This is a genomic window from Pseudoalteromonas sp. H71 (genome assembly GCF_001468485.1).
GTDB lineage: Bacteria > Pseudomonadota > Gammaproteobacteria > Enterobacterales > Alteromonadaceae > Pseudoalteromonas.
The window spans coordinates 113,483-135,998 of record NZ_LODI01000013.1 but is presented as its reverse complement, the minus strand read 5'-3'; the positions used below and the strand labels follow the sequence as shown (position 1 = coordinate 135,998).

Below are 22,516 nucleotides of genomic sequence, written 5' to 3'. Positions count from 1 at the left end.
AGCTTACTTATTTTAAAAACTTGCACCTCACATAGGTAACTAACTGAAAAATAATAGCATTTCCCACTTATCGCAACGCTTAGCAAATTTTTACTGCTCGTGCTAACGTAACCCTAATTTGATTAATTTTGGAAATATCATGGTCAACATAAAATCAAAAAAATATACACATTCTGCTAAAAGCACCGCACTAACGGCTGCTTTATTTTCGCTTTCTGCTATGCCAGTCAGTGCAGTAGATTTTAAAGCGCTGTCGAGTTTGCCACTAAATGTAAAAACAATAAGCGTTGCTGAGGGTGTGACTATTCCTTGGGCAATAGAGGCATTACCAAACGGTGATTTATTAATTACCGAGCGAAGTGGCCAACTTTTTTTGTTACGAAAAAACACCTCAACGCTTACCCAAGTAAAGGGATTGCCCGATATAGATGCTAACGGCCAAGGCGGTTTACTTGATTTAGCACTGCATACCGATGATAAAAACAACCAATGGCTTTACCTTACTTACTCAAGCGCTGAAGGCAAAGGCAGTGGTAGTAACACTGCATTAATGCGCGCAAAATTAAGCGATGATCACACTCAACTACTAGAGCCACACGTTTTATACAAAGGTGAGCATAATAGTACAAAAGGTCAACACTACGGCAGCCGTATTGTGTTTGACAAACAAGGCTATGTTTATTTTTCAATAGGAGATCGTGGTTCTCGCGACATCAACCCGCAAGATCTTACTCGCGATGGAGGTAAAATTTATCGCCTTCATCAAGATGGCCGTATTCCAACTGATAACCCCTTTGTTAAACAAGCCGATGCTAAACATGCCGTATGGTCTTACGGACATCGAAACCCGCAAGGCATGTGGTTTGATACAAAAAATAATGTACTTTGGGCTCACGAACATGGCCCCCGAGGCGGTGACGAACTTAATTTAATAAAACCAGGATTAAACTACGGATGGCCAGTAGTTAGCTATGGCGTAAATTACAGCGGCACGTCATTTACAGACCTGCAAACAAAAGAAGGTATGCAATCGCCAACATCACAATGGACACCATCTATTGCGCCATCAGACATGCTATTTGTCACCAGCGACAAGTACCCTAAATTAAAAGGTAAAGTGCTTTTATCATCGATGAAGTTTTCGTTTTTAAGTGCACTTACTCTTGAAAAAAACACGTTAAAAAGCCAAGAAAAAATATTAGAAGGCATTGGCCGCGTAAGAAGTTTAGCCCAAGGTGCTGATGGTTACATTTATTTAGGCTTAGATGGCCAAGGTATTAAACGCCTAGAGCCTGAGCTATAAAGCCGTTTAGTAACCGCAGCATAGCAAATAATTCGTTTACCTTGTTTTAATTTAATAAGGTAAACGCCTTACTGCTAAAAGAACTTTTTATCGCTTTGTAGCGTATGGTAATGCAATCACTTTTATAAAATTAAGCGAGTCCCATGTTTTCGATATTCAAATCAGACCCAACAAAAAAATTACGTAAAGAGTACGACGCCAAATTAGAGCAAGGCATGCAAGCTCAGCGTAAAGGCGACATTAAAAGCTACGCCATGTTAAGCGAAGAAGCCGAAAAAATCTGGAGTGAAATAGAAGCGCTTGAGGCTAAAAAAGCCAAGTGAATTCGCATTAAACGTGTCTACCCGTTTCAAAAGCAGGTAGACGCGTTTAGTAAATAATTAATTACTTCTTTGTTTTACAGCTCCGACCCGCAAAAAAACCTACCTTTATAATAGTCTTACACAAACAATTGTATTTAAAGTGGTTACTTATATTATCGTTGCCATTTTTTAGAGGTGGTAAAATGGTTTAAAAAAGCTTTTGGTTTTTATTTTAAATCTTTAATTACTGCATTTGCTAAAGCGATGGCGTTTATCCTCCTAAGTCAGAAATTGAAGACACTTTCCTCTTTTTTGCCTGTTGTTAAAAGTGCTATGGTCAACTATATCCGACTTAAAGTTTAATACTCGCAATGTGTTACAGGATTTGTTATTAATATTAAATATAAATAATAGGACATACATTCCTCATAAAAAGAGGAAAGTGTCCTTTGATAAAGTTGTTATGTGCAATGAAACATCTTCTGTTATTTACCATTTTATTTTTAACTGCTTGCACGACCACAATTGATGTGACCAAGAAGTCATACGTTCCGCAGTTTTTGGGCCAAGCAACGACAACAAAAGACCTATTTTTATGCTTTAATGAGCGTAATAGCGATTTGGGAAGCGAACTAATACAAAATAATGGCTTTGACCAATGCCCTATTTATGAGCATGTAACTGCGTTACCTGTGGAAACTGAAATAGAGTTGATTAAAGTAGTGAAGCATACTCAGGGAGTGATTTTAAGAATGGACCAATGGTTTGTACTTGGGCGTTATGATGATACTGATTTTTACTATGACCTCGGTTGGATTCAGTACCATGACGGCTCTTTATTTCACAGAAAAGACAATCAAGTTCCGTGGAAAATGTTGCATATAAGAAACGCTTCAAGCGGACAAAAATGAAAAGCAATTTTCGCCGCTTAAGCGGGTGTTGAGGATGTAGAATTACTCTTTTTAAAGAAAATCGGCGTGTTTTATGGGTTCCAAATGCATTACCTAATGCTTTAAAAGCGCTTAGAGTTAATTACAGGAGCTCGTTTTTTAATTGAAATTGGCTGTTGGAGTTATTCTACAGTCTCATTATGCGGCCTAAAGGAAATTGATATTTATGGATAAATTTGGAATGCTGCAAGAGCTTGGTGCGGGTGATTTTCACCACCTCAATGGCTCATTGGAAGCACACCTAAAAGGTACTGAGAAAGTTCTAATTAACTGGGGTAGTAGCGAATTACTTAAAATCGCAGGCCTCTTCCATGCCGCGTATGGAACAGCGGGTTTCGATGAAAATATGGTGTCGTTAAGCCAGCGCCAAGAAATAGCGCGGATTATTGGTAATGATGAAGAAGCATTGGTTTATTTGTATTGCTCATGCGACCGAGACTATGTATTCCCTCAATTTGGCAAAGTGCTAGAAATCCAATTTAAAGACAGGTTTACTGGTTCAACATTCACACTAGACAATGCAATGGTGAAATTGTTTTGCGAGTTAACCGTCGCTAACGAGCTAGAGCTTTTTTCTAGCAGTGAAGAGTTCAAACTTAAATATGGTGCTGAGCTATTTGAACTGTTCCAAGGTATGGACATTTATTTAAGCCCTGGGGCTAGAAATGCGTACAAATCTGCCTTGTCGAATTTCGCATAAATAAGCTGTTAAACAAGGAAAGTGAAGTGAAAAAACTCATTATTATTGTCTTGTTCCCTGTAAGTGTTTTGGGTGTTCTCATTTACTCATTCCTTGATCAAGAATTCGGATATCATCTACATTACATTGGCCAGAAAGGCACAATAAAAGGCTCATTAAGTGAGTTATGGTTAGAGTCTTGTCCTGACATACCAGAAAATGATGCTGAGCCTAATTCACTATTAGGTGCAGTTGTAGCAGGCCGCGAGATTTTAAATACAAAATTTCATTATGTTCTGAGTATAATGGTTAATTGTGGGGCTGACATTGAGCAAAGAGATAGTATCGGTTTTACAGCTTTACATGCTGCAATTTTGTACTCTGATCCTATTGCAGTTAAAAAATTGTTGGATCTTGGGGCAAGCAAAGATACCAAATTAAGCCACGATGCAGCCAAAAAGTATGGAAGTATTAATTCCTTAAGTTTTGCTACTCTATCTAAAAATCCAAACCAAGAAATATTAGAATATTTGGCAAAGTAGCCTTAGCAAGAGCACCAAGGCTCGTAAACTCGCTCGGACAATTAACAATAGACTATTGTCGCAGCGCTCAATAATTTTAGCCCATTATTAATAGCTGCTTATGCGGGCGTTGAGGCTGTAGAATTACCCTTTTTAAAGAAAGTTAGCCTGTTTTATGGGTTCCAAATAGCATTAGCTAATGCGTTAAAAAAACTTAGAGTTAATTACAGCAACTTTTTTAAATTTAGTTTGGCTGTTGGAGTTATTCTACAGTCTTATTATAAGCCCTAAATGGAATCGAGTTTATGCCTCTGTTAGTTTGTAAAAAATGTAATTCAACAATTACCGTAAGGATTAAAACACCCAACGCTAGGCAACAAAATTATGTTTGTCCTGTTTGTGGTACTTCAATTAATACATTTAAGATTATTAATTATGTAATTGGTCTTACTGTTTTGTTCACGCTTTGGGTTATTTCATTTTTCTCTCATCATATAATTGAGGGGAACTTTAGGTTTAACCAAGAGAATCAATTATCATTAATAGCCGTTAGTGTACTAGTAACCTTTATTGGCTATGTTACTTACAGACGCTCCAAGGAAGTTGAAAAATCTAAAAAGTGGGTGCTTTTTGGTAGTATTGCAGGCGTATTACTTTTAAATGAAATTCATACGGCAGCCTTAAGAGTTTGGGGCCTGTAAGGAGGTTAAAATAAACATTGCTCTTCCCCTCGCTTAATTGGCCTCTTTATTTTCATCATACACATTTGCAGGATTAATTTGCATTAGCAGTGCGGGGTTGTCTATCGGTTCAAACCCATATTGCGCATACAAGCCATGCGCATCCGATGTGGCTAATAAAAAACGCCTGAGGCCTTGTAGTTCAGGGTGTTCTACTATTGTCTTAATAAGTAACTTGCTGAGGCCACACCCTTGTAGGTGCGGGGTAATAAATACATCTGCCAAGTAAGCAAAAGTAGCGTTGTCGGTAACTACCCGTGCAAAACCAACTTGCTCGTTATTAGGGCTATACACGCCAAAGCACATTGAATTATCAATCGCTTTTTGCATCACACTTTTAGGTATGCCTTTTGCCCAGTAGCTATTAGCAATAAAGTTATAAATAACGTTAAAGTTAAGCTTAGACTTGTCTGTACTAATTGAGTAGTTGTGAGGTTGTTGAGTCATTTTTAACTATCCAGTACAGTGTTTAATAGTTTTTTACATACTTTAACTGCGTATCGTGTAGTTTTGAAAGCAGCAGTAACGAGCAAATAGCACCAAATAACGCTAATGCCATATCAGACTGTGTATCCCACACATACCCTTGCGTCCCTAAAAAAGCCTCAGCGTTTTCACCGGTCAGTACTGCCACCCACCATTCTATTAATTCGTAAAACGCACTAAACGCCAAACTGACAGATATAACAAATAAAGTTAACCAACCTCGGCCATTCACAACTTGCTTGCGTAGCAGTATTTCTCGCGCTAGCAAAGCAGGCACAAACCCCTGAAAAAAGTGCCCTACTTTGTCATAGTTATTTCGCTCGCTGCCAAATAAATTATCAAATAAAGGTACTTCTGCGTAGGTATAATGACCACCCACCATCAGCACAATACAATGCACTAAAATAAAAAAGTACAATAAAGAGGTTAATTTAAAGTATTTGTACGTGCTTGCTATAAGTGCTAATCCAATCACTGCGGGAATAACTTCAAGTAACCAAGTGAATTGATCTTTAGGGTTAATGCCAGACCAAATTAATACACCAAAAAAAAGGCTTAGCCATGCAAATTTCACGAGTATCCTTACCTTATTCATTTAATTTTAATACAGTCTACCTTTTCAATATTAACAAAACTACAACCTGTTATTGGCTTAATTAATAGTAAACAGTACTTTTATCTGTAGTTAGTTTTAGCCGTTAACCGATTAAATAAAGTAGGGAAAAACCGTTTTATTGTTGGTGCCCAACCACTTAACCCTTGCCCTACAATAACTTCGTCTTTTTTGTTGGCAATTGCTTTTATCATTTTTGCAGCAGCACAGGATACTGCCATACCGTTTTCAATTGATTCTTCAGGTTTATTTTGTGCGACGCCCTGCTCGTTTAACGAGTTATGCGCAATTGCTGTTTTTATCGAGCCTGGGCAAATAGTTAAGCAATGAATATTGTGTTCAGCTACTTCCGCCCGCAGGCAATCCATAAATCCTACAACCGCATATTTAGAGCCTGAATAACCCGTTCTAAACTTTGAGCCAACTTTTCCTGCCACACTACTAATAGCCACTATTGAACCGCTTTTTCTGGCAACCATTGAGGGTAATATTGCTTTTGTCAGTGCTATTAAACCAAAATAATTAACCTCCATCAGCTGGCGGTATACATTAAAGTCGTTTTCTAAAAATAAACTCCGCTGAGATACCCCGCCATTATTTATTAAAATATCTATAGCGGGAATGTCATTAATTTGTGAATTCACCGAGCTAAGCACTTGCTCTGGGTTTGCTAAATCAAGCGGTATAATTAGATGTCCATCACCTTCAAGCGTTGCTTTTACCTCAGTGAGCTTTTCAACATTGCGGGCAGATAAAATAATGCGTGCGCCTAACTTTGCAAATTGAACGGCAAGCTCTTTACCAATACCTGACGATGCGCCGGTGATCCACACTGTTTTATTATTAAAATCCATTTGCACCTCTTTACTTTATTACGCTTTTGTTGGTCCAGCTATCGCATTTACTTCGTTTTCAAGCTGTTTGTAAAATCCCATTAAAAATAATAATTCAACGGTTACGTACAATGGGCCAATAATTAAGCCTATTAAATCATCAACAAACGCAGGCTTTTTACCTTCATAATAATGCCCAATAAACTGCAGCACCCAACCAAAAACAAATACCCCCACGCCAATGCTTAACCAAGGCCAAAAAGCCATTGCCGCTATTGGTTGCGCCGCTAAAAGTAATAAAGTAAACAAAACGCCCATTATTAAGCCAAGCGACACACTTAACATTAAGTAATACACCACGCTTGCAAAAACAAAAAGCTGTGCACCATCAATAAGTAAGCTGCCAAGGGGTAACTGAATACGCGCTAATAAGCACAGCACCGCAAATACAATAAGCGGAATACCAAAAAAGTGAGTTAAAACATTGCGTTTAGAGCGGTGGTATAAACCATATTTGCCCAGTTGTTGCTGAAGTGTTTGCATTGTGTATTCCTCTATAAAGTTTTAACTAAAAACTGAACATAACAAATAAAAGTGTAGCAACAATGTCACCTACCCGACACTTACAAAACTAAACCAACGCTGAAATAATACGTCCCTTTTCCTACTCTGGTTGACTATCCATTCTTTCGCGCCCTTTTTGATACTCCTGTTCAAGCATTTGTTGTAGTTCATCCATTTTTTTATTAATTGAATCACTGTCAGCGCCTTGCTTTTGTAACTGCTCAGATAACGCTTCTATTAATGCTTTTATCTCGGCTATTTTGTCTTTATCGATACCTAAACGCTGGTATACCAATGCCTCTTGGGCATTTTGTAAAAAGTTATTAGTAACCTTTGGCCCATTTAACGATTTCTCTTCTTTGGTGGTCTGTTGAATAGGGACATCAATTGCCGCACGGTTACTTTTTAATGCCGTATTAGTGTCACTCATATAGCTACTATGTTGATTTATAAGGGGAATTATCATCACTAGCTTAAATCTATTGCCGCAAAGTATTACTTGTAGCAATTTTAGTTCCAACAAAGAGCACAAATAAACTAGTCTAAAGCTAGGGTTTATTGATCTTTTATGGTTGAATTTTCAGCGACCTATTTGGTATTTGGGTAAGGTAAAGCTAGGCATCCAACACTCTAGTTAAACTATTTAGGGTGTGTTTTTATCTGGCTAGTAATTTTTAATTCAACGCAGTTAGCGCTAAAAAAACGGTTTGTTATAGGCTTGTTGTTCACCGCTCAAGTTAACTAGCAAGCGCCTGTAGTTTACGTATATCCAACACAGTAATGCACTGATACCCCAAACTTATGGCATTTATTTTAACCAGCTTTTGTAGTATTTGATTTATGGTTTGCCGTGTTAAATAGGTCATATCCGCTAATTGTTGTTGAGACAATGCCAATGGCGCTGAAAAATTGGTTTGCTCACCCAGCATTAATAATCTGTTACATACCTTTTGCTCTGCACTGTGCAATGCATGATCTTCCATTGAAGAAAACATAAGGCGTAATTTTTGTGCCAATAGTAAACCAAACTCCTGCCAATACTCAGGGTGTTTACCTAATAACTGCTCCAGTGAGCGTTGTGGAACGAAATATAGCTCTGCATTAGTTTGCGCGTAAACGTCATGGGTTCTTAAGCCTTTATCAAATAATGTTACTTCACCAAACCATAGTGACGCATCAATGAAACTCAATACGGCCTCTTTTCCATTACTATTTACGCCACTTATTCGCATAATGCCTCTTAAAACAACGTATATTCCGTCGTGTGGGTCACCACGTAAAAATAATGACTCATGCGCATTAAGGCTTACGCATTTGCCATTAGCTAACAAAAACTGTTTTAAGTGCTCACATCGGCTAGCAAACCATGGCCCCTTTTCAATAATGTCGATTTGTTTTTGTGTTATTGCGCTCATTTTAAATCCGTAATTTATCTAACTCGTTTCTCACCCACTTTGAGCCAAGATATTGCTCTAAATGCTGCTGTGCAAATTTTAAAAAGTTTCGCGCCGCATGCGATATATGCCTGTCGGTTCGCATAACAAAATACCAATGGCTTGCCAAATGAGTGTCGGTAACTGTTAATACCTTAAAGTTTGCATCGTCTTTTGCAAGCACGTGGCGAGATAAAACAGCGATTCCCATGCCCGACGATACCGCAACTCTAATTGCTTCATTACTGGCCATTTGTACCGAATCGCTGAGTACTAAACCACGACTTTGTAGCTCGCTTTCAAATAACATGCGTGTTGCCGAGCCATTTTCGCGTAATAAAAATCGGTATTGCATTAAATCCCTAAGCTTTACTGACTTTACACTGGCAAGAGGGTGATTAACCGGCACAATAAACTCAAGCGGATTATGTAAAAAACGTGCAGCTTGCGCATGTTCAAGCGATGGAGGGTGACTGAAAACATAAATATCGTCTTCACCTCGCTCAAATCGATCAAGCACTTCTGCACGGTTGCCTATCTCAAGAGGAAGCTCTACATGCGGGTGCAAATTACTATAAGGCCCCAACAATTTGGGCAAAATGTACTGCGCGGTGTTGACCATGGCTATTTTACACCTACCGCGCTCTCCGCCATTGAGCTCTGTTAAAAAGTCTTGGTAGTCTTCAAAATGCCCAAATACTTGCTGGCAGGTTTTAAAAAGCGCTAACCCAGCCTCTGTTACATGCAGTTTTTGTTGCTGCATATGTATTAATGGCTCGCCTATGGTTTCTTGTAAGCGCTTTATTTGCAGCGAAACAGTGGGCTGAGTTAAGTGCAAGCGCCTCGCGGTTTCACTAATTGAACCTGTTTTTACTACGCTCATAAATACTTCGAGCAACCTAAATGAAATATGTCGTAAATCCACAACGCCCACCTATAGATAATTACCTATACCTAACTGGTATTTATTTTATTATTTACTATACAAAGTTTTAAATACAATAGCGCTACTTAATTTCATATTTAAAAGGAAAAAGGTGTGCCTGATATAGTTGTTATGTTTTTTATTTTAGGATTAGTAGCAGGAATATTACGCTCTGATTTAACCATTCCTAAAGCCACGTACGAAACGCTAAGCTTATTACTCATGCTAACTATTGGTTTAAAAGGCGGCATGGTACTTCATGGTAATTTAAGTTGGCAGCTACTACCAGAAATGGGCACAGTTATGCTTTTAGGCGCACTTATTCCGCTACTGTTATATCCCATTTTAAAATACGTTATTAAATTATCGGTGGCCAATAGCGCCAGTATTGCAGCGCATTATGGCTCGGTAAGTGCCGGTACTTTTGCGGTTGCGTTAGCGTATGCCGAATCTGCAAATTTAGCCGTAGGCGCTGAAGTAACACTCTATTTAGTTATGCTAGAGCTTCCCGCTATTATTGTTGGCTTATTACTTTATCGCAAGCTTGATAAAGACCCAGGCCAAACAAGTACACTCTCATTAAAAGCGCTTTGGCACGAAACCCTTACTAACAAAAGTGTTATTTTATTGGTCGGTGGTGTAATTATTGGCATGATGTACGGCACATCACAAGGCAGCCAAGTTACCAGCTTATTAACAAGCAGTTTTAAAGTAGTCCTTGCCTTATTTTTACTAGAAATGGGATTAGTAGCTGCACAAACACTTCGCCCTTTCCCATGGCAACATTGGAAATTAGCCACTTTTGCTATCATTACACCGTTATGTTTGGGCACACTAGGTGTAGGTGTAGGTACTTTATTAGGATTAGAACTTGGGTCAGTGGTTATATTGGGTAGCTTAGTAGCCAGTGCCTCATACATTGCAGCCCCTGCTGCAATAAAAGCCGCTATTCCCAAAGCAGATATAGGCCTTGCCATGCTTAGCTCGCTGGGTGTTACTTTTCCGTTCAATGTAATAGTAGGTATTGGCCTTTACCACCAGCTTGCCGTTGCTATTCAATAGCTAACATTTAGCGCGGTGACTTGCCACTGCCCATTAACGCTTAACCAGTTTTGTGTGTGGGTTGATATAAAACATTCTTTTCCAACCTTGGCTTTCATTTGTTGCAAGCCAAGGTAATGGAAATAAAGACACAATTGAATAATGAACATGAGGTGGCTTACCGACTGCATTTCCTGTTCTACCCAGTAAGCCAATATTCTCATTTAGCTTTACAATGTCACCTTTACTTACAGTGTAGCTATTTAAATGTGCTAAATAATGAATACGCCATTTAGCCCCAAGTATAACAACCACCTTACCGCCTCTTTTAAGTTCTCCACTAAACACAACAAGCCCGTTAACGGGTGCAACAACATGCGTATTTTTCTTACCAAATATATCAATACCTTTATGAACCCCCGACTTACCCCATGGCTCATACCAAAAAGTAGCATGATTCCAATCGTTGGGTGTTGCCCCTGATACGGGATTCGTGATTTTTTCAGGTAAAGCAAACACGGCGAGTACTAGGGTTAATATAGTAATGACTAAGGTGAGCAGTAATATTTTTATGGGTTTCAAAATAGGGCATATTTTTGAGTTAAATAATTAAACGTATTATTAACCCGCAATTATGAATAGATGATGAGCATTTTAAAAAGCAATAAACACAAAAAAGCCGATGCAAGATTACTCCAACATCGGCTTTTTCACTATGGTAATACTTATTATAAAGAAAGCTCTTCTTTAGCACGTGTTAAATTATGCGACACCATTGTGCTATTAGACATTGATTTAGCTTCGTATAAATCAGCAAGACCAGCTGTTTCGTTGTTCGCTTTTAAACGCGCTATACCGCGGTTGCTTAACGCGAATGAAGTCAACTGGCGTACTTTAAATCGAGGTGCATCAGCATCTTTTAACAATGCGATAGCTTTAGTACAAATTGCTTCAGCCTGTGCGTAGTTTTTTGACTTAACATTAAGTGCGCAGCTGTTAAACGATTGCTCAAGCGGCTGCGGCGCAGTTTGCGCTTCAATAACCATTAATTTGTAATCACTTGAATCAGCCATTACAGCTGCAGAGCAAGTTAATAATGAGCCAAGAGCGATGGTTTTTAAAAGTGTACGTTTCATGGTTTGCCTTTCCTAATTAAGTGAGTCGTGCTTGTTGCCGACAACTGAACTTTAGAGTAAAAGCTCAAACCTCACAAACGATAAAAACAAACTCAATAAGTGAATAAAATTAACCTATAGACTTTAGTCTAATAACCTTAAAAATATCTGGATTATTTAGTAAATTACATTTTATAAACTATGACTAAAAATAACGCTGTGGTTATAAAAATAGGATTAAAACAATAAAAACTATAATGATACCAATACAAAAAAGCCCCAGCAGGTTAAACCTAGCTGGGGCTTTTTTTAAATTTGGCGCTTGCTAAAGCAAATTATAAAGAAAGCTCTTCTTTTGCGCGATTTAAGTTGTGCGATACCATAGTGCTGTTAGACATTTGGTTAGCTTCATAAAAGTCTGCAAGTGCAGCTGTTTCGTTATTTGATTTTAAACGCGCTACACCACGGTTACTTAATGCGAATGATGTAAGCTGGCGTACTTTAAAACGTGGTGCGTCTGCATCCTTTAAAAGCGCAATTGCTTTAGTACAAACTTCTTCAGCTTGTGCATAATTTTTAGACTTAACATTAAGTGCGCAGCTATTAAATGATTGCTCAAGTGGCTGTGGCGCTGTTGCAGTTTCAATAACCATTAATTTGTAATCACTTTGATCAGCCATTGCAGCAGCTGAACAAGTAAGTAGTGAGCTAAGAGCGATAGTTTTGATAAAAGTTTTCATGGTCATAATCCTGTTTGGTTAAGTCGTGCTTGTTGCCGACAACTGAACTTTAGAGAATTACCATCAAACCGACAAACGATAAAAACAAAACCAATAAGTGAAGATAATTAACTTATAGACTTTAGTCGAATGCCGACCATTAATTTCGCAGATTGACATCTATCAAAACAACCAAAAATTTAAACTTATTGAGTGCGTTCAAGTAACTTAACTATCTGGGTTACAACCATTTCTGGCTCATCACTTTGTGGATAGTGATAACTTTTATTTGTTATTACTATTTCACCTTGAGGAAATGCATTAGCCCACTTTGAATGTAAGTCGCCCCACCTTTCCCGCGCTTTGTCGGTAAAAAATAATATAGATGGGTTTTTATACTTTTTAACTGAGGCGATAACAGTCACGGGTATATCAGCAATTTGCGGATAATCAGGTAGCGGGCGTTTTGCCCAAAAATCTAAATACTGATTCGACATTCCATTTTTCATGTCATCAAGCTTTATTGCTGCAATTTCTTTTTCAGCGCGTGGTAAATCAATCGCGCGCATAATATCTACATCATGCTCTGATGCAGGCTCAATTAACATCAACGCTTTAATCTGATTAGGGTATGTTGCAGCAAATACACGCGCAATATAAGCACCATAAGAGTGCGCAACATACACAACAGGCTCATCTACTTTAAGTGCTTTAAGTAATAACACAGCCTCAGCTGCATATTCTTCAGAGCTGTAGTTTTTCTTTATTTGCGCAGAGCCACCATTACCAATACGAGAATACCGTATAACTTTCGCGTGCTTGGTAAGTGATTCAAAAACCGGATCCCAGTCACTTAAACCAGCAGAGCCGCCCGCTTCAAGTAAAATAGTATGTTTACCTTTACCAGCTAATTCGTATTCTACATCAGAGCCATTTATTTGAACCTTAGCTGTACTGGCCATTACAACGTGTGGGATAAAAAGCGAATAAAAAATGATTGCGGTAAAGAGTATTCTCATCTTATTTTTTACGTAAGTTTATTTTAAAAATTACCTTAAGCGATATTAAATATGACTTCCAGCGTTAATAGTTAAATTTACTAAAGTTTAAATTAAGGTACCTATAAACTCTCTCGCCCATATGCCATAATCTAAATAATTCATAAATTTAGTAACTTGGCGCGCATTTAGGCGTTTTTAGGTTAACTACTCAGGGTTTTACCATGGCATATCAAGAGCAAAATCAAGCAACTATTTACTGGCACGATTATGAGACGTGGGGGGCAAGCCCTCAAAAAGATAAGCCGAGCCAATTTGCGGGTATTCGTACCGATCTTGATTTAAATATAATTGGCGAGCCGCTTATTGAATATTGTAAGCCGCAAGCAGATTACTTGCCCCACCCTGAGGCGTGTTTAATTACCGGTATTACGCCACAAGTGGCGATGAAAAAAGGCTTGGTTGAAGCTGAGTTTATTGCAAAAATTCATGCTGAATTTAGTGCGCCAAATACCTGTGTGGCGGGTTATAACAGTATTCGGTTTGATGACGAAGTAAGCCGTTATAGCTTTTACCGTAACTTTTACGACCCGTACGAGCGCGAATATAAAAACAATAACAGCCGCTGGGATATTATTGATTTAGTACGTGCATGCTATGCGCTACGCCCTGAGGGCATTGAATGGCCGCTAAAAGAAGACGGCAGCCCAAGCTTTAAGTTAGAACATTTAACAGTAGCCAACGGTATTGAACACGCTGCTGCGCACGATGCGCTAAGCGATGTGACAGCCACTATCGCACTTGCTAAGCTAATAAAAGAAAAACAACCAAAGCTGTATAACTTCTTTTTTAGGCTGCGTAATAAAAAAGCGCTTGGCGATTTAGTGGATGTATTTAACATGACGCCGCTGGTGCATACCTCATCGCGTATTCCTGCAACGCAAGGGTGTACAACGTGGGTGGCACCTATGAGCTTTCATCCGGTAAATAAAAACGCCGTTATTTGTTTTGATTTAACCCAAAGCCCGCAAGTGTTACTTGATTTAAACGTAGAAGAATTACGTAAACGACTATACACCAAACGCGTTGATTTAGCCGAAGGCGATTTACCTGTTGGTTTAAAGCTGGTGCATTTAAATAAGTGCCCTATTTTAGCGCCTGCTAAAACGTTATTGCCTGAAAATGCAGCCCGTTTAGGAATTGACCGCGAGCAGTGCCTTGCTAATTTAGCTGTTTTAAAAGCCAATACCGAGCTTCGTGATAAAGTAACTGAAGTGTTTAACGAACAAGGCGATTACAGCGCAACCACTAACGTTGATTACTTACTTTATAATGGCTTTACAAGCCATGCCGACAAAGCTAAATTTGCGATTATTCGCGATGCTAAGCCAGATGAACTAGCAGGCTTAAATTTAGATTTTGAAGATAAAAAGTTCAATACATTACTGTTTAGATACCGTGCACGAAACTGGCCGGAAACACTAAACCAGCAAGAGCTTGATCAATGGCGCCAGTATTGCCAAAACAAGTTAATGCACGGGGAAGATCAACCCTCAATTAGCGCACAAGATTTTATGATCACCCTTGAAAACTTGGCCCATGAGCACGACGACAGCGAAAAGAACCTCACCATTTTAAAGGCGCTTTATAACTACGCGCAGAGCATGTAATTTGCTTTAAGTTTATTTGTATAGCGCATATAAAAACGCGACGTTTCAATTACTAAAGCGTCGCGTTTTTTTGTTTGAATTATTATGGGCTTCGCCCATCACGCAAGCAAGCTTCGCGTCTACAAGTAAAACCACATCTACACCTTCGCGGTAGACGTTGAGTTTGCTCACGTGAAAAGCTCAGCTTTTAATTGCTAAAATAAAACATAATCCTCAAAGAGAAGATAATGAGGAGTAAATGATAAAACATAAGCCAATAATAACTTTGCCTAATCACTTCCTCTAAAAGCGCAGCGCCTCATATCCTCTTTGTGAATTAATCAGTTTACGGGCTTGCCCGTCACGCAAGCAAGCTTAGCGTCTACAAGTAACCCCTCATCTACACTAGCGCGGTAGACGTAGAGCTTGCTCACGTGAAAAGCGCAGCTTTTAATTGCTCAAATAAAACACAACCCACAAAGGGAAGATAATGAGGAGTAAATGATAAAACATAAGCCAAAAATCGCTTTGCCTGATCACTTCCTCTAAAAGCGCAGCGCCTCTTATCCTCTTTGTGAATAAATTACTTTACAGGCTATGCCCGTTACGCAAGCAAGCTTCGCGTCTACAGAGTTACTTTTTATGCAGCGCTTCTATTCGTGCAAGTAAGCTTGATGTGTCGTATCGGCCACCGCCAAGCGCTTGTACGTCGGCGTAATATTGATCGACCGTTGCCGTCAGTGGCAATGTTGCGCCATTGTTTTTAGCTTCATCAAGCGCAATACCTAAATCTTTACGCATCCAATCTACCGCAAAACCAAACTCGTACTCACCTGCCCACATTGTTTTGTAACGGTTTTCCATTTGCCACGAACCGGCTGCGCCTTTAGAAATGGTTTCAATAACTTTTTCGCCATCAAGCCCCGCTTGCTTGGCAAAATGTAAGCCTTCAGCTAAGCCTTGTACAACACCTGCAATACAAATTTGATTAACCATTTTACAAAGCTGGCCTGAGCCTACGCCGCCTAACAATTGGCTAAAACGGCTAAACGCCGCCATTACAGGCTGTACTTTTGCAAATACGGCTTCATTGCCACCAGCCATGACCGTTAAAATGCCATTTTCAGCGCCAGCTTGGCCGCCAGATACGGGGGCATCAATAAAGTCGATATTTTGCAGCGCCGCTTTTGCAGCCACTTCTCGGGCCACTTCCGCAGAGGTTGTTGTGTGATCAACCAATATAGTGTGCGGCAACATACCCGCTAAAACACCGTCGTCGCCATAAACTACAGAACGTAAATCATCATCGTTACCAACACACATAAATACAATATCAGCGCCTTGAGCCGCTTCGCGTGGGGTGTGTGCAAAGCTTCCTTTGTATTGTTCAGTCCAACTTTGCGCCTTGGATTGTGTTCGATTAAATACACATACGTTATGACCTTTATTGGCTAAATGCCCCGCCATGGGGTAACCCATTACGCCTAAACCTATAAATGCGACTCTCATTGACATAAAAATGACCTATTTAACTGCTAACTTAGAAACTAGGTCCCGATTATGTCAACCGACCAACAAAAAAGCGAATGAAAGTCTTTGTAAAATTTCCACCCATTGGAAATTAAGTAGGTAACCTATGGATAGTATTTATCAATTTAATGCACCACTTTATAACAGTGATAATTTTTCTTTAAGCCAGTTAAAAGGCAAAACCGTACTCATTGTCAATACGGCCAGTAAATGTAGTTTTTCAATGCAATTAAATGCCCTCGAAAAGCTTTACCAAGAGTACAAGCACCGTGGCTTTACGGTACTTGCATTCCCATGTAATCAGTTTGGACAGAACGAACCGCTTGATAATTTAGCTATAAAAGATTTTTACCAAATGCAGTTTGGCGTATCGTTTGAAGTATTTGGCAAAGTCATGGTCAATGGCCCAGACGCCCACCCTTTATTTGGCTATTTAAAATGCCATACACGCGGTATTTCACAAAACCGGGCAGTTAAATGGAATTTCACAAAATTTTTAATTAACTCACAAGGGCAACTAGTTGCTCGTTATGCACCGCGTACAAAGCCCGACACACTCAAACACGTTATTGAAACAAACCTGCTGCAAGCAGCTAAATTAAATAATAAAAAAGCAATCGCTACTTGAGCACATGGCAGTAACGTAGTTTAATTTAAGCAGATTCACTATTTTAAACGCACCAAATTGCTGGAGCCTCATCATGAACATTGCTTTTTTTAGCGCGCAAAAGTATGAAAAACCTTTTTTTGAACACAGTATTGCACCTCATAGTAGCTTAGCAATGACCTATTTTGATCAATCGCTTAACGAGCAAACTGCGGTTTTAGCAAACAACTTCAATGCAGTATGTGTGTTTGTAAACGATACGGTTAACGCTGAGGTTATAAAACTATTGGCAGCACAAGGTGTAAAGACCATACTACTGCGCTGTGCCGGTTTTAATAATGTTGATTTAGGTGCGGCCAAAGCACATAACATCAATGTATTACGTGTACCTGCATATAGCCCCGAGGCCGTTGCTGAACACTGTATTGCGCTTATGCTTACACTGAGTCGAAAAACACACAAAGCCTACAACCGCGTGCGCGAAGACAACTTTGATTTAAACGGGTTACTTGGTTTTAACTTACACAACAAAACAGTGGGTATTATTGGGTGCGGAAAAATTGGCTTAGCGCTTTGTAATATACTCAATGGGTTTGGCGCAAAGGTGTTGGTATGCGACCCAAATGCAATGCCGGGTAACTACACCATTACCGACCTAAACACGTTACTAACCCAAAGCGATATTATTTCACTGCATTGCCCACTCAACGAGCAAACACATCACTTAATCGATGAGCGTGCTTTTGATAAAATGAAGCCTGGCGTTATGCTTATCAACACTTCACGCGGGGCATTATTAAACAGTAAAGCGTGCATACAAGCACTTAAAACACAAAGGCTTGGCTACTTAGGGCTTGATGTTTACGAACAAGAATCCGAACTGTTTTTTAAAAACCACAGCGACGAAATTAACCAAGACGATATATTTTCTCGTTTAGTCGGTTTTAAAAATGTGCTGATCACCGGGCATCAGGGCTTTTTTACTCAAGAAGCACTCACCGAAATAGCAAACACTACTATTACCAATGCCCTTGAGGTAGAACTAAATAAACCGCTAAGCAACGCAGTTTTTAATAATTAACCTGAACTCAGGTTATTTAACATTTATAGCCATTTACACTTGCCAAAATATGCTGCGCGATGGTATCTATTAATTAAATTTGATGGCTTTTAGCAGGTGTTTAAATGGAAAAAACAGCGTTATTCATAGATGCAGAAAATATAAGCCATAAATTTATAGATCAAATAATGGCTAAGTTTGAACATATTGAGGTTAAAAAAGCGTACGGCAACTTTGGAGCAGTACAACTAAAACCTTGGGTAAATATTTGTTCGCGTCATGCAATAGAAATGGTGTACCAAGAAAAACTCGTAAAAGCTAAAAGTAATGCGGCCGATATTGCGTTAACTGTTGGGGTTATGGAGTCTTTGTATGTCTCCCCGATTGACACTTTTGCAATCGCCTCTTCTGATTCTGACTTTGCGGCTTTAGTACACTTTTTAAGACGAAATGGTAAAAAGGTAATCGGGTTTGGTAATAATACAGCCAGTGCTAAACACTATTTTGATGACTTTTATATTTTAGGTAAAAAAAATACAATACCTAAAGTAAAAAGTAAAAGTATTGCCTCTGCTGATACTTACCATTTAGCACTTGTAAAAGAAGCCGTTGAAAACACACAACACGCAAAAACTGGACTCTCCGAAACAGTGGATGTGGGTACCTACCTCCATCGAATATTCAACATTACAAAAAAGCAGCTTGGCGTAAATAAGTTGTATCAATATTTTAAGCATCACGACCAGCATTTTAAAATGCAAAAAGCCCCCGACGGAGGCTTTTTAGTCTCATTGCATTAAGTTATTAACCAAAGGCGACGTTTGCAAATACCAAGGTCATTAATATTGGGCATACAAAGCGGATATACTGGGCAAACCAAAAATGCGCGCCCGTGCTAGCTTGGTGTAACTTATTACCCCGTTTGAACATCCAACCAACCGTTATGAAGTAAAACAACCCCATCAGCGGGAGCTGATATTGCGTAAACAGCATAATAACTAAACCAAATAACCAATCGAAGTTTAATATAATTGCACTTGCACATATTAAAACCACTAAGCTCACTAACCACGTAGCTTTAGTGCGGTTAACGTTGTGGTTTTCCACTAGAAATGCAACTGGAATTTCAGTTGATGAAATAGTAGACGTCACTGAGGCTATCGACATTAATACAAAAAACAATAAACCAACCAGTAACCCTATTTCTCCCATGGTATTAAATAGCTCTGGTAAAATGGCAAATATAAGCTGTCCTTCACCAATTAATTTACCGCCACTAAATACCTCAACGCCGTTATGTTGTGCAACATAAATAGCCGGAATAATGAGTAAGCCAGCTAAAAACGCAACGCTCGTGTCAAGTAATGCAACACTTGCAGTGAGCTTTGGTAAATTAGCATCAGGTTGTAAATACGAGCCGTAAATCATCATACAACCCACACCCAACGAGAGCGAAAAAAATGCTTGCCCCATAGCCGCTATAATTAAATTTGGATCGAGTATTTGGCTAAAATTAGGCATTAAATAGGCTGCAAAGCCTTCGCTTGCACCATCCAAAGTGGCTATGTAGGCAATAAGCGCCACAAGTAACACTAATAGCATTGGCATGAGTCGGCGCGACCACGTTTCAATACCCGATTTAACCCCTTTTAAAATAATGCAGGCCGTTAAAATAAGCATTAATGGTGTAAACACAAAATTACGCGCGACTGAGTCACTGTGCAAAAATTCGCTCACACTGTGTAAACCAACAAAGGTTGTCACAGGCTCAATTGCGTACGACAACATCCAGCCTGCCACAATTGAATAAAAGCTCAGCATCACTACGGCACCCGCAAGGCCAATATAGCCCGCAGCTGCACCTATTTTACGATTACTATCTTGCCACGCGTCACCCAGTGCTTTTACCGGGTTTGCTTGTGCGTTATGGCCTAAATAAAGCTCAGTATAAAGCGCCGGAAGTGCCAACAAAAAGATGACCAGAAAATAGACGAGTAAAAACGCACCACCGCCATGGTTAGCAGCTTGTGTAGGAAACCCCCAAATATTACCCAAACCCACTGCCGCGCCAGCAGCGGCTAAAACAAAACCAAGTCGGCTTTGAAACCCATCACGCATTTGTGCCATACATCTACAAATCTGTTATTATTTTGATTGTTGTGAATTAAACCATATTTAATGCCGGCTGAGTAATAAAATTGTATTCAGGCTTTATTAGTCGCGTTAATTGCTCACAATAACAACGACTTTCTTATTTATGGGCCTATATGACCGCACATTTTTTTAATAACGCATTAACTATAACGCCAACTAATTTTGCCAATTTACCCCAAAGCGCAAATACCGTTTTGTTATTTAACGCCAATACACTTAATGTAGCTGATTACGACTTACCTCGTTTACTTAGCGAGTTTGAATTAAGCGTTATTAATCGCCGTAAAAACCCAACAGCTAAACAAGAATATTTAGCAAGCCGCTTACTTTTAAAAATGCTTGTGAAAACCGCCTTCCCTGAATTTGCAAATGTGGCGCTAAACACAATTACTACAAACTTTAACCACACTTCGGCTAAGTTAGAGTTACATATTAACGAGTGCGTTATTAATACGTGCATATCGCATTCTCATGGTTTTGTTGGGGTTGCTTTAAATTCAAAAAATAACACTTTTGGCTTCGACCTTGAAAAAATAAGCCTAACGCGCCCATTTGAAAAACTAGCCAAACATTTTTACCACTCAGACGAAGTGACGTTAATCACGTCGCAACCTAATACGCAAAGCCAGGCCAACACCTTTTTTAGAATATGGACATTGAAAGAATCATTAGCTAAAGCAACTAGCCGCCCTATTGCGAAATTACTTAGTCCCAATGTGTTTACCGAACTTGAGGTAGCAAACCTTGCTTCAAACAGCCAAGTTGTTAGCACGCAAACAGAAGCTTTTGATTTAACCTTAGTGCATAAAAAAAGCACCGACTGGCGATGCTTTTTATTAACCGATCAGTTGCTTACTATTTAAGCCTCTAATAACCGGCTATGGATTGCCTGTACCACGTTATCAGATTCACTTTGCTCAACTAAAAAGCACAAGTTGTGCTTACTTGCACCGTGACAAATTAATCGAATATTAAAGTCGCTTAATACCTGCATTAAGTTCATTTCGTGTTGGCGAAGTTGAATTTCTGAACCAATAAGCGCCACCAGCGTTAAGTTGTTCTCAACCGATACATGGCAAAATTCAGCAAGCTTATCTAAACACGCTTGGTCGAGCTCTGGGCGTGATGCGTTAGGCGCGTTATCAAGCGTTATTGCCACACTGATCTCAGAGGTGGTTACTAAATCAACCGATATATTAAACTCGCTTAAAATAGTAAATACACGGGCTAAAAAGCCGCTAGCCAGTAACATTTCAGGGCTTTTAAGTGTGAGCAAAATTTGGTTTTTACGTTGCGTTACAGCGCGTATACCTGGTTGCTGCGATTTTTCACGCTCTATCCACGTACCACCGCGTTCAGGTTCGCGGCTTGAACCAACAAATACATTAATATGACTACGACTGGCTGGCAAAATGGTCGCTGGGTGCAATACCTTAGCCCCAAAGGTAGCCATTTCAGCGGCTTCATCAAAGCTCAAACGGGCAATAGGCGACGCTTTTACACATAAACGCGGGTCGGTGCTAAAAATCCCCACTACATCCGTCCAAATATGTACACTTTTAGCGTTTATTGCCTCTGCAAGTAAAGCGGCACTGTAGTCAGACCCACCACGGCCAAGGGTTGTTGTTTGACCAAATTCGTCACTACCAACAAAACCTTGCGTTACAATAACTTGTTCATCTAATAGAGGAATTAAATATTCTTTTGCAGCTTGTGCTGTTGCGCTTACATTGGGTGTTGCTTTTCCAAACTGGCTGTCTGTTTTAAGGACTTGGCGTACATCAAAACGATCGGCATTTAAGCCTTTTAAACGCAGCACTTGCGCAAATAAATACGACGATAAACGTTCACCAAAGCTCAACAGTTCATCGTGTTGTTGTGCAGTAGTCAGTTGTTGCTGAGCGAGTGCTTGAAATGCTTTTAATGTTTCGTTAAAGCCTACGGCTAAATCGGCATCAAGTGATAATTCATCTAAAATGGCTTGTTGAATAGCAAGTACACCGTCAATATTTTCTTGGCGTTGTTCGCTAGTAATATCACTTTTACACAGTGCAACTAAGTGGTTAGTCACGCCGGCACTGGCGCTCACAGCAACAATACGAACACTTTTGTCGGCAACAATAATTTCGCTACAACGATTCATCGCATCAAAATTAGCCACACTGGTTCCACCAAACTTGGCAACGATATAATCTGATTTAACGCCCGATACTGTTTGCGGCACTGATTGGGTAGTCATTTAGTCTCCTTTTGCGGTATCCAAACCGCGATAAAACAAGAAGAACTTGGCAAGT

26 protein-coding genes are annotated in these 22,516 nt (G+C 39.4%); 12 read left to right on the top strand and 14 right to left on the bottom strand.

What is annotated here, in order from left to right:
• Positions 1–139: 139 nt before the first annotated feature.
• The 6 genes from ATS71_RS08140 (at position 140) to ATS71_RS08115 (ending at position 4,456) form a co-directional block, all read left to right on the top strand.
• Entirely contained in the window at positions 140–1,303 is a 1,164-nt protein-coding gene (locus ATS71_RS08140) for a PQQ-dependent sugar dehydrogenase (RefSeq protein ID WP_058404369.1), read from the top strand.
• A 143-nt stretch (positions 1,304–1,446) separates the two neighbouring features.
• Positions 1,447–1,626, top strand: a complete 180-nt coding sequence (locus ATS71_RS08135) for a DUF6435 family protein (protein WP_010557371.1) — start codon at positions 1,447–1,449, stop codon at positions 1,624–1,626.
• Between the two features lie 449 nt (positions 1,627–2,075).
• Positions 2,076–2,516: a hypothetical protein gene (locus ATS71_RS08130; RefSeq protein ID WP_058404368.1), complete on the top strand. Its 441-nt coding sequence runs from the start codon at positions 2,076–2,078 to the stop codon at positions 2,514–2,516.
• 205 nt (positions 2,517–2,721) lie between these two features.
• The gene (locus tag ATS71_RS08125) at positions 2,722–3,255 is read left to right on the top strand and encodes a DUF6817 domain-containing protein (RefSeq protein WP_058404367.1); all 534 of its coding nucleotides are present in this window, start codon (positions 2,722–2,724) and stop codon (positions 3,253–3,255) included.
• Positions 3,256–3,281: 26 nt separating this feature from the next.
• On the top strand, positions 3,282–3,776 hold the full coding sequence (locus tag ATS71_RS08120; protein WP_058404366.1) for an ankyrin repeat domain-containing protein: 495 nt from the start codon (positions 3,282–3,284) through the stop codon (positions 3,774–3,776).
• Positions 3,777–4,060: 284 nt separating this feature from the next.
• Positions 4,061–4,456: a hypothetical protein gene (locus ATS71_RS08115; RefSeq protein ID WP_058404365.1), complete on the top strand. Its 396-nt coding sequence runs from the start codon at positions 4,061–4,063 to the stop codon at positions 4,454–4,456.
• A gap of 33 nt (positions 4,457–4,489) precedes the next feature.
• Here ATS71_RS08115 and ATS71_RS08110 read toward each other — a convergent pair whose 3' ends face one another.
• From ATS71_RS08110 to ATS71_RS08080, 7 genes are all read right to left on the bottom strand, one after another.
• Positions 4,490–4,942, bottom strand: a complete 453-nt coding sequence (locus ATS71_RS08110) for a GNAT family N-acetyltransferase (protein ID WP_058404364.1) — start codon at positions 4,940–4,942, stop codon at positions 4,490–4,492.
• Between the two features lie 22 nt (positions 4,943–4,964).
• Positions 4,965–5,555 (bottom strand): DUF2238 domain-containing protein, encoded by a 591-nt coding sequence (locus ATS71_RS08105; protein ID WP_058404363.1) that lies wholly within the window; start codon positions 5,553–5,555, stop codon positions 4,965–4,967.
• A 101-nt stretch (positions 5,556–5,656) separates the two neighbouring features.
• Positions 5,657–6,448, bottom strand: coding sequence for an SDR family oxidoreductase (locus tag ATS71_RS08100; RefSeq protein ID WP_058404362.1), 792 nt, complete (start codon positions 6,446–6,448; stop codon positions 5,657–5,659).
• 18 nt (positions 6,449–6,466) lie between these two features.
• On the bottom strand, positions 6,467–6,970 hold the full coding sequence (locus tag ATS71_RS08095) for an Mpo1 family 2-hydroxy fatty acid dioxygenase (RefSeq protein WP_058404361.1): 504 nt from the start codon (positions 6,968–6,970) through the stop codon (positions 6,467–6,469).
• A 121-nt stretch (positions 6,971–7,091) separates the two neighbouring features.
• Positions 7,092–7,421, bottom strand: coding sequence for a hypothetical protein (locus ATS71_RS08090; protein ID WP_235591443.1), 330 nt, complete (start codon positions 7,419–7,421; stop codon positions 7,092–7,094).
• A 307-nt stretch (positions 7,422–7,728) separates the two neighbouring features.
• Entirely contained in the window at positions 7,729–8,406 is a 678-nt protein-coding gene (locus tag ATS71_RS08085) for a Crp/Fnr family transcriptional regulator (protein WP_082653606.1), read from the bottom strand.
• Between the two features lies 1 nt (position 8,407).
• Positions 8,408–9,349, bottom strand: coding sequence for a LysR family transcriptional regulator (locus tag ATS71_RS08080; protein WP_058404359.1), 942 nt, complete (start codon positions 9,347–9,349; stop codon positions 8,408–8,410).
• 114 nt (positions 9,350–9,463) lie between these two features.
• Between ATS71_RS08080 and ATS71_RS08075 the strand changes: the two genes are divergently transcribed.
• Entirely contained in the window at positions 9,464–10,411 is a 948-nt protein-coding gene (locus tag ATS71_RS08075) for a sodium-dependent bicarbonate transport family permease (RefSeq protein ID WP_058404358.1), read from the top strand.
• A gap of 33 nt (positions 10,412–10,444) precedes the next feature.
• Here ATS71_RS08075 and ATS71_RS08070 read toward each other — a convergent pair whose 3' ends face one another.
• The 4 genes from ATS71_RS08070 to ATS71_RS08055 all read right to left on the bottom strand — a co-directional run bounded on the left by ATS71_RS08070 (position 10,445) and on the right by ATS71_RS08055 (position 13,243).
• A complete protein-coding gene (locus tag ATS71_RS08070) occupies positions 10,445–10,972 on the bottom strand; it encodes a M23 family metallopeptidase (RefSeq protein ID WP_058404357.1) in 528 nt (175 codons plus the stop codon).
• A gap of 146 nt (positions 10,973–11,118) precedes the next feature.
• Positions 11,119–11,526, bottom strand: coding sequence for a hypothetical protein (locus tag ATS71_RS08065; RefSeq protein WP_058404356.1), 408 nt, complete (start codon positions 11,524–11,526; stop codon positions 11,119–11,121).
• 314 nt (positions 11,527–11,840) lie between these two features.
• Positions 11,841–12,245, bottom strand: coding sequence for a hypothetical protein (locus ATS71_RS08060; RefSeq protein WP_058404355.1), 405 nt, complete (start codon positions 12,243–12,245; stop codon positions 11,841–11,843).
• Positions 12,246–12,430: 185 nt separating this feature from the next.
• Positions 12,431–13,243 carry an alpha/beta fold hydrolase gene (locus tag ATS71_RS08055; protein ID WP_058404354.1) on the bottom strand — a complete coding sequence of 271 codons (813 nt, stop codon included), beginning with the start codon at positions 13,241–13,243 and terminating at the stop codon, positions 12,431–12,433.
• Between the two features lie 203 nt (positions 13,244–13,446).
• Between ATS71_RS08055 and sbcB the strand changes: the two genes are divergently transcribed.
• On the top strand, positions 13,447–14,892 hold the full coding sequence (sbcB, locus tag ATS71_RS08050) for an exodeoxyribonuclease I (protein WP_058404353.1): 1,446 nt from the start codon (positions 13,447–13,449) through the stop codon (positions 14,890–14,892).
• 612 nt (positions 14,893–15,504) lie between these two features.
• Here sbcB and ATS71_RS08045 read toward each other — a convergent pair.
• Complete coding sequence (locus tag ATS71_RS08045; RefSeq protein ID WP_058404352.1) at positions 15,505–16,386, bottom strand: NAD(P)-dependent oxidoreductase; 882 nt, start codon at positions 16,384–16,386, stop codon at positions 15,505–15,507.
• Between the two features lie 121 nt (positions 16,387–16,507).
• Here ATS71_RS08045 and ATS71_RS08040 point away from each other — a divergent pair, with 121 nt between their 5' ends.
• From ATS71_RS08040 to ATS71_RS08030, 3 genes are all read left to right on the top strand, one after another.
• Complete coding sequence (locus ATS71_RS08040) at positions 16,508–17,029, top strand: glutathione peroxidase (protein WP_058404351.1); 522 nt, start codon at positions 16,508–16,510, stop codon at positions 17,027–17,029.
• Positions 17,030–17,102: 73 nt separating this feature from the next.
• Positions 17,103–18,089: a 2-hydroxyacid dehydrogenase gene (locus ATS71_RS08035; RefSeq protein WP_058404350.1), complete on the top strand. Its 987-nt coding sequence runs from the start codon at positions 17,103–17,105 to the stop codon at positions 18,087–18,089.
• A 104-nt stretch (positions 18,090–18,193) separates the two neighbouring features.
• A complete protein-coding gene (locus ATS71_RS08030; RefSeq protein WP_058404349.1) occupies positions 18,194–18,868 on the top strand; it encodes an NYN domain-containing protein in 675 nt (224 codons plus the stop codon).
• A 4-nt stretch (positions 18,869–18,872) separates the two neighbouring features.
• On the opposite strand, the gene ATS71_RS08025 is transcribed toward ATS71_RS08030, so the two are convergent.
• A complete protein-coding gene (locus ATS71_RS08025; RefSeq protein ID WP_058404348.1) occupies positions 18,873–20,195 on the bottom strand; it encodes a sodium-dependent transporter in 1,323 nt (440 codons plus the stop codon).
• 140 nt (positions 20,196–20,335) lie between these two features.
• On the opposite strand from ATS71_RS08025, the gene ATS71_RS08020 reads away from it, so the two are divergent.
• Positions 20,336–21,085: a 4'-phosphopantetheinyl transferase family protein gene (locus tag ATS71_RS08020; protein WP_058404347.1), complete on the top strand. Its 750-nt coding sequence runs from the start codon at positions 20,336–20,338 to the stop codon at positions 21,083–21,085.
• Here the strand turns inward: ATS71_RS08020 and lysC are convergent.
• Positions 21,082–22,461, bottom strand: coding sequence for a lysine-sensitive aspartokinase 3 (lysC, locus tag ATS71_RS08015; protein ID WP_058404346.1), 1,380 nt, complete (start codon positions 22,459–22,461; stop codon positions 21,082–21,084). The two genes, ATS71_RS08020 and lysC, sit on opposite strands and share 4 nt — an antisense overlap.
• Between the last annotated feature and the right edge of the window lie 55 nt (positions 22,462–22,516).

What these genes read in the sequence shown, in the direction of transcription:
- ATS71_RS08020 (WP_058404347.1), top strand. Translation starts at nt 20,336, where the DNA reads ATGACCGCACATTTTTTTAATAACGCATTAACTATAACGCCAACTAAT.
- ATS71_RS08085 (WP_082653606.1), bottom strand. Translation starts at nt 8,406, where the DNA reads ATGAGCGCAATAACACAAAAACAAATCGACATTATTGAAAAGGGGCCA.
- ATS71_RS08135 (WP_010557371.1), top strand. Translation starts at nt 1,447, where the DNA reads ATGTTTTCGATATTCAAATCAGACCCAACAAAAAAATTACGTAAAGAG.
- ATS71_RS08040 (WP_058404351.1), top strand. Translation starts at nt 16,508, where the DNA reads ATGGATAGTATTTATCAATTTAATGCACCACTTTATAACAGTGATAAT.
- ATS71_RS08045 (WP_058404352.1), bottom strand. Translation starts at nt 16,386, where the DNA reads ATGTCAATGAGAGTCGCATTTATAGGTTTAGGCGTAATGGGTTACCCC.
- ATS71_RS08115 (WP_058404365.1), top strand. Translation starts at nt 4,061, where the DNA reads ATGCCTCTGTTAGTTTGTAAAAAATGTAATTCAACAATTACCGTAAGG.
- ATS71_RS08095 (WP_058404361.1), bottom strand. Translation starts at nt 6,970, where the DNA reads ATGCAAACACTTCAGCAACAACTGGGCAAATATGGTTTATACCACCGC.
- ATS71_RS08035 (WP_058404350.1), top strand. Translation starts at nt 17,103, where the DNA reads ATGAACATTGCTTTTTTTAGCGCGCAAAAGTATGAAAAACCTTTTTTT.
- ATS71_RS08025 (WP_058404348.1), bottom strand. Translation starts at nt 20,195, where the DNA reads ATGGCACAAATGCGTGATGGGTTTCAAAGCCGACTTGGTTTTGTTTTA.
- sbcB (WP_058404353.1), top strand. Translation starts at nt 13,447, where the DNA reads ATGGCATATCAAGAGCAAAATCAAGCAACTATTTACTGGCACGATTAT.
- ATS71_RS08140 (WP_058404369.1), top strand. Translation starts at nt 140, where the DNA reads ATGGTCAACATAAAATCAAAAAAATATACACATTCTGCTAAAAGCACC.
- ATS71_RS08100 (WP_058404362.1), bottom strand. Translation starts at nt 6,448, where the DNA reads ATGGATTTTAATAATAAAACAGTGTGGATCACCGGCGCATCGTCAGGT.
- ATS71_RS08110 (WP_058404364.1), bottom strand. Translation starts at nt 4,942, where the DNA reads ATGACTCAACAACCTCACAACTACTCAATTAGTACAGACAAGTCTAAG.
- ATS71_RS08125 (WP_058404367.1), top strand. Translation starts at nt 2,722, where the DNA reads ATGGATAAATTTGGAATGCTGCAAGAGCTTGGTGCGGGTGATTTTCAC.
- ATS71_RS08030 (WP_058404349.1), top strand. Translation starts at nt 18,194, where the DNA reads ATGGAAAAAACAGCGTTATTCATAGATGCAGAAAATATAAGCCATAAA.
- ATS71_RS08130 (WP_058404368.1), top strand. Translation starts at nt 2,076, where the DNA reads ATGAAACATCTTCTGTTATTTACCATTTTATTTTTAACTGCTTGCACG.
- ATS71_RS08055 (WP_058404354.1), bottom strand. Translation starts at nt 13,243, where the DNA reads ATGAGAATACTCTTTACCGCAATCATTTTTTATTCGCTTTTTATCCCA.
- lysC (WP_058404346.1), bottom strand. Translation starts at nt 22,461, where the DNA reads ATGACTACCCAATCAGTGCCGCAAACAGTATCGGGCGTTAAATCAGAT.
- ATS71_RS08060 (WP_058404355.1), bottom strand. Translation starts at nt 12,245, where the DNA reads ATGAAAACTTTTATCAAAACTATCGCTCTTAGCTCACTACTTACTTGT.
- ATS71_RS08090 (WP_235591443.1), bottom strand. Translation starts at nt 7,421, where the DNA reads ATGAGTGACACTAATACGGCATTAAAAAGTAACCGTGCGGCAATTGAT.
- ATS71_RS08065 (WP_058404356.1), bottom strand. Translation starts at nt 11,526, where the DNA reads ATGAAACGTACACTTTTAAAAACCATCGCTCTTGGCTCATTATTAACT.